This is a genomic window from Bacteroides sp. HMSC067B03 (assembly GCF_001811315.1).
Classification (GTDB): Bacteria; Bacteroidota; Bacteroidia; order Bacteroidales; family Bacteroidaceae; genus Bacteroides; species Bacteroides faecis.
In genome coordinates this window covers 1-1719 of record NZ_KV804223.1, presented here as the reverse complement: position 1 = coordinate 1719, position 1719 = coordinate 1, and the positions used below count along the sequence as shown (strand labels likewise).

Here is a 1719-nt window from a genome sequence, read left to right as displayed (position 1 = left end):
TCATTGAATTTATTAAAATCATTTTTGGCTTCATTTGTTAGATATTCTAATAAATTTTGATAGGTAAATTCATTCTGAAACATTATAATGTGAGGTGAAATTTCTTCGCCTATCCTTGGAAGATGCGGAAAATTCCAATCACCCTTTACGCTCATTCCTCTCTCTTTAAAAAAATGGCTATAAATTATAAATTTTATTTTCATATTAGTTTTATTTTAAAATCATCGTTCAGTACAAGCTTTCTTTCCATCGGTTGCCCGTTTTTATCACGAAATCCAGTTAACACAGGTGTTTCTTTTTTCTCGCAAAGTTCTATTGCTTCTTCGGGAGTTATAGAACGTCCTGACATTTCACGCCAAATGACAAAATCACATTTTATGTTTTCATTTCTATAGTTGGAACAATTATAGGCTTTTTTGTTTATATATAAGTTTCCTCCACACTTAGGACACTTACACAATGTATTATCAAAAGAAATATCTAAGTTCTCTGTTAGAACCAGCCGTGAAGAAAAATCATTTCCTTCTCTTGATTTAAATCCAGTCATAAACGGTGTTTTTTTACCTTTGGCAAGTATTTCTGCTGCTTCCAATGGTATTTCTCTTTGTGCAATAGTTTTGGGTATATAGAGGTTACAAACTCTGTTGTTGTCCTTGTCCTTTTGCGAATACCCTTTACAAGCATATCCATTTAGTAAAATTTCAATTTCTCTACCACACACAGGACACGGAGTTTCTAATACTTCATTTACGAAAGAAGGAATAACGATTCCATTTTCGATAGTCAGATATGCAGAAAAAGGAACTCCTTTTTTATTATGGAAGTCATGAAATATATCTGTTTTCCCTGTTGTTATTAATTGCCTGGCTATTTCTTCTGTAATCTCTTTTCCCCAATATGAATGATAAATATTAAATGTACATTTGTCATTCATGTTTTTGAAGTAATTACAGGAATATCCTAAACTACCTTTCATTATGTGTCCTTTCTGGCAAATAGGGCATAAGCCTAAATCTTTGATTGTATCATTATCCATTTAATATCCTCCTTTACTAATCCATTTAATGCCGTTTAAAATATTATCTACTTTTTGTTTCCCACTATTTACATATTTAAATTGTCCGGGTACAAGTGTTTTTAGTACTCCAGCTCTTTTAGCGGATTTCATTTGTCGGCATACAGCGTATGCAAGTCCTCGCATCCGTCTAAGTTCATTGACCACATGAATACATAAATCTATCCTTTGCTTATTATCCATAAGATTTTTTTCACCGCCTTGCAATGCTATATTGTTTATGTATATCATTAAATCTACACTTCGACTGATAAGTTCATACTCTGTTTTTGCAATTATGGTTAATAATTTGGGGTCTCCAACTGCATATTTAGCTGCTTCGGATTGATACTTAGCTATGTCTCTAGCTAAGGTTGAAGCATAAATAATATCCTTTCCATTTTTCACAACTGCATTAACTGTAGAAAGATAGTTGTATGTCTTTTCCTGTAAGGATTGAATTTGACTCATTTTTTGTTGAATTAAAATTTGAAAGTTACGGATTTTTGTTTCCTCACTTTGTATATCTTTCAGTACACCTTGTTGCGCCTGATGGGAATAAACCAATGTTCCAATCATTGCCGGGTCAATGACAATAGATTGTGCTAGTCCTTTTATGTTGCCCAACAGTAACATTAGGGAAAAAAATAAAAGCACTCTTTTCA

2 protein-coding genes and 1 pseudogene are annotated in these 1719 nt (G+C 32.5%); all 3 read right to left on the bottom strand.

What is annotated here, in order from left to right:
• Window positions 1–203, bottom strand: a pseudogene (locus HMPREF2794_RS00110) (hypothetical protein); the annotation flags it as partial.
• Entirely contained in the window at window positions 200–1036 is an 837-nt protein-coding gene (locus HMPREF2794_RS00105; RefSeq protein WP_005647347.1) for a topoisomerase C-terminal repeat-containing protein, read from the bottom strand. The gene HMPREF2794_RS00105 and the pseudogene HMPREF2794_RS00110, both read right to left, overlap by 4 nt.
• Window positions 1037–1719, bottom strand: a 683-nt coding sequence (locus tag HMPREF2794_RS00100; RefSeq protein WP_246839574.1) for a plasmid transfer protein, incomplete at its 5' end; no start/stop codon positions are given.